Annotated in this window: 6 protein-coding genes; 5 read left to right on the top strand and 1 reads right to left on the bottom strand. The window is 48.7% G+C overall.

The window, feature by feature from the left end; genetic code table 11:
• Positions 1-500 precede the first annotated feature (500 nt).
• Complete coding sequence (gene mnmG, locus VIR50_RS00570) at positions 501-2,372, bottom strand: tRNA uridine-5-carboxymethylaminomethyl(34) synthesis enzyme MnmG (RefSeq protein ID WP_331933202.1); 1,872 nt, start codon at positions 2,370-2,372, stop codon at positions 501-503.
• Positions 2,373-2,610: 238 nt separating this feature from the next.
• Between mnmG and VIR50_RS00565 the strand changes: the two genes are divergently transcribed.
• From VIR50_RS00565 to VIR50_RS00545, 5 genes are all read left to right on the top strand, one after another.
• Positions 2,611-3,297 carry a succinate dehydrogenase/fumarate reductase cytochrome b subunit gene (locus VIR50_RS00565; protein WP_331933201.1) on the top strand — a complete coding sequence of 229 codons (687 nt, stop codon included), beginning with the start codon at positions 2,611-2,613 and terminating at the stop codon, positions 3,295-3,297.
• Positions 3,298-3,363: 66 nt separating this feature from the next.
• Complete coding sequence (locus VIR50_RS00560) at positions 3,364-5,346, top strand: fumarate reductase/succinate dehydrogenase flavoprotein subunit (protein WP_331933200.1); 1,983 nt, start codon at positions 3,364-3,366, stop codon at positions 5,344-5,346.
• A 6-nt stretch (positions 5,347-5,352) separates the two neighbouring features.
• The gene (locus VIR50_RS00555) at positions 5,353-6,111 is read left to right on the top strand and encodes a succinate dehydrogenase/fumarate reductase iron-sulfur subunit (protein WP_331933199.1); all 759 of its coding nucleotides are present in this window, start codon (positions 5,353-5,355) and stop codon (positions 6,109-6,111) included.
• A gap of 455 nt (positions 6,112-6,566) precedes the next feature.
• Positions 6,567-7,886 carry a hypothetical protein gene (locus tag VIR50_RS00550; RefSeq protein WP_331933198.1) on the top strand — a complete coding sequence of 440 codons (1,320 nt, stop codon included), beginning with the start codon at positions 6,567-6,569 and terminating at the stop codon, positions 7,884-7,886.
• A gap of 33 nt (positions 7,887-7,919) precedes the next feature.
• On the top strand, positions 7,920-8,450 hold a 531-nt coding region (locus tag VIR50_RS00545), incomplete at its 3' end, for a glycosyltransferase family 2 protein (protein WP_331933197.1).

Below are 8,450 nucleotides of genomic sequence, written 5' to 3'. Positions count from 1 at the left end.
TATATTAATATGATATGTTTCTAACTGATGAAATGGCCTTGCGGGCGCGTACTTTATTATATATAGTGGCGCGGGGCGGTACGGCCCGTGATGTGGCCGTGGGGCTATGGGCCGTATCTTGATAACGCAGCGGTGGGCGGTATGTTGTGTGTGGGTAGTTAATTTTATCAGAAGGGTCGGACTAGTCTGACTGGTCGGACGGGTCCGACGAGAGCAATGCCCGCTTGAGCGTGGGCACAGCCCACAATCATAGCACTGCTGCCACAGTTGTTTCACGCAGGGGTGATAGCTTTAAAAGTAAAGTTTAGCACTTTACTTCATAGCTTAATGGGTTGTGAATCAAGGCTTTATTGAAGTTAAAGTTTCACGTGAAACATTATAGGAGATTGTCAAAGAGCGAGTCTTTCTTGAGGGTGAAAGGAGTAGGAGCGAGGCTACAGTCGAAGCGCTGTGGGCTATTGAATCTCTGCTCCATAAACTTTGTTAGGGTGAAAATTTAACTACCGTCCGAGCAACACGAGCATTACGTTGATGTCGCTGGGGCTTACGCCCGGAATGCGACTGGCCTCTGCTAACGTATCGGGGTCGATGCGTTGGAGCTTTTGGCGGCCTTCTGTGCTGATTTCGTGCAATTGGCTGTAATCGAAACGCCCTTTTATCTTTATATTTTCCAAGCGGTGCATCTTGTCGGCGATGAGCCTTTCGCGATCAATATAGCCTTGGTACTTCATCTTTATCTCCGCGGCTTCGGCTATTTCTTGCTTTCTATTGGTGGGAGAATCGAGCTTTTCTCGCAGTGAAGGTATAATTTCGGCCAATTGATCGAGGCTGATGTGTGGACGGGCGATAAGGTCTATGAGTTTGCATCCGGCCCTTAAAGGCGTTGTGCCGAGCGCTTCGAGCGCACCGTTGATTTCGTTCGGTTTAATCGGAAGCTCCTTGCAGAAAGTCATGAGTTCATCGATGGCCTTCTTTTTCTCTATCCACCAAACGTAACGAGCCTTGTCGGCCACGCCCAAATGGTAGGCTTTCTCGGTGAGACGGGCGTCGGCGTCGTCCTGACGGAGCAGTATGCGGTACTCGGCTCGTGAGGTAAACATGCGGTAAGGCTCATCTACGCCCTTGGTGGTAAGGTCGTCTATGAGCACGCCGATGTAGCTCTCGTCGCGTCGCATGACGAAAGGTTCGCTTCCGGCGCAGCGCAACGCCGCGTTGATACCGGCTACCATACCTTGTCCTCCGGCCTCCTCGTAGCCCGTAGTGCCATTGACCTGACCGGCGAAGAACAGTCCCGGCACCACCTTTGACTCAAGAGAATGCTTCAGTTGGGTAGGGTCGAAGTAGTCGTATTCTATGGCGTAGCCCGCCCGATATATCTTCGCGTCGCGTAGGGCCGGTATTTTGTGGAGGGCACGAAGCTGCACTTCCATCGGCATACTCGATGAAAAACCGTTTAAATACATTTCGTTGGTATTCTCGCCCTCGGGTTCGAGGAAGAGTGGATGTTGGTCCTTGTCGGGAAAAGTGACAAGTTTGGTTTCGATGGAAGGGCAGTAGCGTGGTCCCGTGCTTTGAATCTGGCCGTTGAAAAGCGGCGAATCGGCCAGTCCGGTGCGCAGGGCTTCGTGAACCTCGGCGTTGGTGTAGCAAGTCCAACATGGCAGTTGCTCGAGTCGGCGACGGCCACCCATGTAGCTGAACTGATGGAAATCGTTTTCGCCGGGCTGCTCCTCCATCAGGTCAAAATGCACGCTGCGCTTGTCGATGCGTACCGGTGTGCCCGTCTTCATGCGTGAAACGCTGATTCCGTGGCGTGCTATGCTCTCGCTGAAATGGTGTACGGCCGGCTCAGAACAGCGTCCGCCCTCCACCATCTTTCGGCCTATGTGCATCAAGCCGTTGAGGAATGTGCCCGCCGTAACGACCACACTCTTGGCTCGAAACTCCACGCCCCACATCGTACGCACGCCAACGGCCTCGCCATTTTCCACGATCAGCTCCTCGGCTTGGTCTTGCCAAATGTCGAGAAGGTCGATACGGTCGAGCGTCTCGCGCCATGTGGTGATGAACTTTTCACGGTCGCACTGTGCCCGGGGACTCCACACGGCCGGTCCCTTGCCCTTGTTGAGCATGCGAAACTGGATGGACGTGGCGTCCGTCACGTGCCCCATTTCGCCTCCGAGGGCGTCAATCTCGCGCACGATTTGGCCTTTGGCTATTCCGCCAACGGCCGGGTTACAACTCATTTGTCCGATTTTGTTCATGTCCATTGTTATCAAACACGTCTTGGCACCCATGCGGGCAGATGCCGACGCTGCCTCGCAACCCGCGTGGCCACCGCCGATAACAAGCACATCGTACTGATATGTCATCTTGGAAAAGTTCTTATTTTGGCGCAAAAGTAAGAAATAAAATCGGTTTTTTTATGATTTTGCTTTGATTAATCACTTAAATATAGTATTTTTGCATGCAAAATCAAGAGGGCAAATACCTAATTTGAGGTATTGTGAAATAGTTTGATTGTCGTGTTTGTCCGGCTTTATACATTTCTTATTTTATATAGCTATAACAATTAAATTTTATAAATAATTAAAAATTCAATCATTTATTATGTGGTTAATCAATTCATCTGTCGGTAGAAAAGTGGTTATGTCGGTCACCGGCCTTGCCCTTATTCTGTTCCTGACGTTCCACGCTTGTATGAACGTGGTGGCTCTTTTCTCAGGAGAGGCTTATAACATGATTTGTGAATTGCTTGGCGCCAACTGGTATGCTGTTGCGGCTACCATGGGTCTTGGCGCGCTTACTGTGATTCACATCGTCTTTGCTTTCATCCTGACAGCACAAAACCGCCGTGCTCGCGGTAGTGAACGTTACGCCGTAACTGCCAAGCCTGAAAAGGTAGAGTGGGCCAGTCAGAACATGTTGGTGTTAGGTATCATCATCTGCTTGGGCCTTATTCTTCACTTGTTCAACTTCTGGTATAACATGATGTTTGCCGAGTTGACCGGTATGGCTGTGGCTCATCATCCCGCCGATGGCTTCGCTTACATTCAGGATACCTTCTCAAATCCTGTCTTTGTGGTGTTGTATATCATTTGGCTTGTGGCTATTTGGCTCCACCTTACCCATGGTTTTTGGAGCGCTATGCAGACTTTCGGCTGGAGCGGCAAGACTTGGCTGGACCGTTGGAAGATGATAGGATTGGTTTATACCACCCTTCTCATGCTGTCATTCCTCGTTGTCGTGCTGGGCTTTGCTTTCGGTTGCGCGCCGAGCTTGGCTTGTGGCATGTAATCCTTTACCAACTATTACGTCCCGTCGGCCCATGGCCGGTGGGCATATCTATTAAATCTTGAAATTATGACTAAGACATTAAATTCCAGAATACCTGAAGGACCGGTAGCTGAGAAGTGGACCAACTACAAGGCACATCAGCGTTTGGTTAACCCCAAGAATAAATTGAAACTGGACGTCATCGTTGTCGGAACCGGTTTGGCCGGCGCTTCTGCCGCTGCCACGCTGGGCGAGATGGGGTTCAATATATATAACTTCTGCATTCAAGACTCACCCCGCCGTGCGCACTCTATCGCCGCTCAGGGTGGTATCAACGCAGCCAAGAATTATCAGAACGACGGTGACTCGGTGTATCGTTTGTTCTATGACACCGTAAAGGGTGGCGACTATCGTGCCCGTGAGGCCAATGTTTACCGCTTGGCCGAGGTAAGTAACAATATTATCGACCAGTGCGTGGCACAAGGCGTGCCTTTCGCACGTGAGTACGGTGGCATGTTGGCCAACCGCTCGTTCGGTGGCGCGCAGGTAAGTCGTACTTTCTATGCCAAGGGACAGACCGGTCAGCAGTTGCTGTTGGGTGCCTATTCTTCCTTGAGCGCGCAGGTGCATACCGGTAAGGTGAAGCTGTTTACACGTTATGAGATGGAAGATCTCGTGATCGTTGACGGCCATGCACGCGGTATCATCGCCAAGAACCTCGTTACAGGTGAGCTGGAGCGCTTCACGGCTAATGCCGTTGTAATCGCTACCGGTGGTTATGGTAACGCTTACTTCCTTTCGACCAACGCCATGGGTTGCAACTGTACAGCCGCCATCCAAGCCTATCGTAAGGGTGCGTATTTCGCCAACCCCTGCTATGTTCAGATTCACCCCACTTGTATTCCCGTACATGGTGACAAGCAGTCTAAGCTGACTTTGATGTCAGAATCGCTCCGTAACGACGGTCGTATTTGGGTTCCGAAGAAGCTCGAGGACGCCAAGAAGTTGCAGGCAGGCGAGATCAAGGGCTCTGATATTCCCGAAGAAGACCGCGACTACTACTTGGAGCGCCGCTATCCGGCCTTCGGTAACCTCGTGCCTCGTGACGTTGCGTCACGTGCTGCCAAGGAACGTTGCGACAAAGGCTTCGGTGTTAACAATACCGGTTTGGCCGTGTTCCTCGATTTCTCCGAGTCAATCAACCGCTTGGGTATCGACCAAATCTTGCAGCGCTACGGCAACCTCTTCGATATGTATGAGGAAATTACCGACGTGAACCCCGGTGAGGAAGCCAAGGAAATCAATGGTGTGAAGTATTACAACCCCATGATGATCTTCCCGGCTATCCACTATACCATGGGCGGAATTTGGGTAGACTATGAGTTGCAGACCACTATTCCCGGTTTGTTCGCCATCGGTGAGTGTAACTTCTCTGACCACGGTGCCAACCGTTTGGGTGCTTCGGCGCTGATGCAGGGCTTGGCCGACGGTTATTTCGTGTTGCCTTACACCATTCAGAACTACTTGGCCGATCAGGCATTGTGGCCCAAGGTATCTACCGATCGTGAGGAGTTCGTAGAGGCCGAGGCCGCCGTTCAGAAGGAAGTTGACCGACTGATGAACATCAAGGGTAAGCGTTCCGTTGACTCCATCCATAAGGAATTGGGCCACATCATGTGGGAACACGTGGGCATGGGCCGTACCAAGGAAGGCTTGGAGAAGGGCTTGCAGCTGCTCAAGGAAGTACGCGACGAGTTCAATAACAACCTCTTCATTCCCGGAACGAAGGACGGTCTGAACGTGGAACTCGACAAGGCTATCCATCTTCGTGACTTTATCCTCATGGGTGAGCTTATCGCTTACGACGCCCTTCACCGTGAAGAGAGCTGTGGCGGTCACTTCCGCGAGGAGCACCAGACCGAGGAAGGCGAGGCCAAGCGTGACGACGAGAACTTCTTCTACGTAGGTTGCTGGGAATATCAGGGCGACGACGCCAAGGCCCCCGAGCTGGTGAAGGAACCGCTCGAGTATGAGGCAATCAAGGTACAAACACGTAACTATAAGAACTAAAGTAACATGGCAAGAAATATAAGTTTTACAATCAAGTATTGGAAACAGAACGGTCCTAAGGATCAGGGCCATTTCGATACACACGAAATGAAGAATATTCCCGATGATACTTCATTCCTTGAAATGCTCGACATTCTCAACGAGGAACTCATCGAAGCCGGTCAGGAGCCTTTTGTCTTCGACCACGACTGTCGTGAGGGTATCTGCGGCATGTGCTCACTCTACATCAACGGTACGCCCCATGGCAAGACAGAGCGTGGCGCCACCACGTGTCAGCTCTACATGCGTCGTTTCAACGATGGCGATGTTATCACGGTAGAGCCTTGGCGCTCGGCCGGTTTCCCCGTCATTAAGGACTGCATGGTAGACCGTTCGGCTTTCGACAAGATCATTCAGGCCGGTGGCTATACCACCATCCGCACGGGTCAGGCCCAAGACGCCAACGCTATCCTCATACCAAAGGATAATGCCGACGAGGCCATGGACTGCGCTACATGTATCGGTTGCGGCGCTTGCGTGGCAGCATGTAAGAACGGTTCGGCCATGCTTTTCGTAAGCTCTAAGGTAAGTCAGTTGGCTTTGCTGCCGCAAGGACGCCCCGAGGCTGCCAAGCGTGCTAAGGCCATGGTAGCCAAGATGGACGAGCTGGGCTTCGGTAACTGTACCAACACCCGTGCTTGCGAGGCCGTATGCCCCAAGAACGAGTCGATAGCTAACATCGCCCGCTTGAACCGTGAGTTCATCAGCGCTAAGCTCTGCGATTAATACACCTTATTAATATACCGTGTGTCCTCCTGCCTCTTAAAACAGAAGGGGCAGGAGGATTTTGCAAAGAGTTATAAAGGAAAAACTCCATAAATAGTCCTCCTTGTGCAAATATTAGAGAGTTTTGTCGCAATGAAGTAGGGGATTGGGGTAAAGAATACGTCTTATTGATACCCGTAAAAATAGAAAGTATAACTGAAATAGGGTAATCATTGAAGTTAAGGAATATCTAAATACGTTGTGCCTGAACGTTAAATAGGCGTCAATCCTTAGAAAAAAAATCTCTACGTGGGTATGAGATTGTACGAGAGTAAAGTCTATCAAAGAGAGTCGTTCGCGATAGATTAATATTTATTATCTTTTATTAATATTTATAGTTTGTCTCTTTTAATTAAAAATAATACATTTGTGAAAAGTGGACTTCATATAATAGCGAAAATGGAGGGTCAGCTTTTATGAAAATCAGAGTATTACTAATACTTTTCGCAATGGCCATACTCCTCACGATGATTGGGGTGAATGTGCATTTTCATCTTTCGGAAAATAACTCATTTTCCGTTGCGCAGAACTCTTATGTAGAGCCGGGATCATTATCTCGGGACTTTTCTGTGATCGATGCCGTGCGCTATAATGGTTATCAGTTTACTTCTTGGTATAATGAGTTCCCCCTTGTTGTGAGAATATCTTATATGATCGTAGTATCCAGTATTCTTGTATGGATATTTACAATCATCAAGATTTTTGTAGACCAGTGGTTCGATTATCGTAAGGAAAAAATATTTAATTCGCTTTATAAAAAGTACCATGGGGTGCAGCAGGAAATCTTGTATGAACAGCGTAATATGACTATTCGGGAAATCAGGGAGAAGATGGGATTGCCCGAAACCTACGCTACGAGCACCCAGCAGGAAATTGATTTCTGGCTCAAATTATATGTGAAGGACTATGTCTATCGTACACGGAGAATCAACCGATTCAACGAGGCGATGATGTTAAGAGTGCTGCATATACGTGAATATATGGAGCATGTGTTGTTGGATGGTTCTACGAAGAACCGCATCAATGTGATGGAAACGGCCCGTTATCTGAATATTCAGATGAATGGTGGCTTGGTGGCTCGTCTCATCAACGATAAGAATGAGGATTTGAAACGAGAAGCCCGTCTGTTCTATATGTTCAATACATACGATGAACCGTTTGAAATTATCAATCGTGAAGTGACCTTTACGCTGTGGGATCAGATGGAAATACATTTGATGACCATGAAAGCCATTGAGCAAGGAAAGCCGGTACCCTCTTTCTTCTCGCAGATAGAGAACAATCATAATTCGGTTAATAAGGCGTTCCTCATACAGGAGGCAGGTTACTTCGGACTGGAAGAGAACATCAGGTATCTCATGAAGTATCTGAACTCTACGGATGAACGTATCTTCAGGGCTGCCGTGAAGTGCTTTACCGAGAGGGCGTACGAGCCTGCGGTAGAGAATATCAAGGCTAACTATCGTCGTTGGACGCCCCATACACGGCGCTTGATTTTACGCTCATTGCTTAAAATCCATGGAGGTAACAACATGGAAGAATTCTTTGTGTGGGCTTACAGTGTGTCATCCGACTTTAAGACCAAGCGTGTGGTATTGCGCTGTCTGTGGGAATACAGCCTGAAGGGAAAGAAAGCGGTAGTAACGCTCAGACGACAAGCCCCGACGAAGGAGCTTATACTCTTCCATCATATTCAGAATGATATATTGAGAGCTACCGAACTCATCAAACTTTAACATCTTAATTTTAGAAAGCTTCGAACAAGATATATGTGGCAGATACTGTTAGATTTTTACGGCTATGTAATATTCTTTTATTCCATAACGTTGATTATTTCCTACGTGATACTTATGCTGTTGGCGCAGCCCGGCATATTCAATCAGCATAATGAGATAGAAGAAGATTATGCAAAGCACGTGGTCTGGAACAATCCTTATACGCCGGGGGTGTCGATCGTGGCGCCTGCGTTCAATGAAGAAATGACGATTATTGACAATGTGGAGTCGTTGTTGCGTCAGGATTATCCTCTTTTTGAGGTCGTGATAGTGAATGATGGTAGCCGTGACTCGACATTGGAGAAGCTGATTACCAATTTTGAATTGGAGAAAGTTCCGTTCAACTATGTGGAATATATTCATACAAAGCCGTTTAAGGCGTTGTATCGTTCACGTAATCCCAAGTATTCACAGTTGACGGTAGTCGACAAGGTGAACGGAGGTACCAAAGCAGACCCTATCAATGCCGGGCTGAACGTGGCAGCCTATCCTTATTTTATTAATACCGACGTGGACTGTATCTTG

It is taken from the genome of Prevotella sp. (genome assembly GCF_036570325.1).
Classification (GTDB): Bacteria; Bacteroidota; Bacteroidia; order Bacteroidales; family Bacteroidaceae; genus Prevotella.
The sequence above is the reverse complement of the archived record's forward strand: the minus strand, read 5'-3'. Positions and strand labels throughout refer to the sequence as shown.

Coding starts and splice junctions, on each gene's coding strand:
- VIR50_RS00565 (WP_331933201.1), top strand. CDS start 2,611: ATGTGGTTAATCAATTCATCTGTCGGTAGAAAAGTGGTTATGTCGGTC.
- mnmG (WP_331933202.1), bottom strand. CDS start 2,372: ATGACATATCAGTACGATGTGCTTGTTATCGGCGGTGGCCACGCGGGT.
- VIR50_RS00550 (WP_331933198.1), top strand. CDS start 6,567: ATGAAAATCAGAGTATTACTAATACTTTTCGCAATGGCCATACTCCTC.
- VIR50_RS00560 (WP_331933200.1), top strand. CDS start 3,364: ATGACTAAGACATTAAATTCCAGAATACCTGAAGGACCGGTAGCTGAG.
- VIR50_RS00555 (WP_331933199.1), top strand. CDS start 5,353: ATGGCAAGAAATATAAGTTTTACAATCAAGTATTGGAAACAGAACGGT.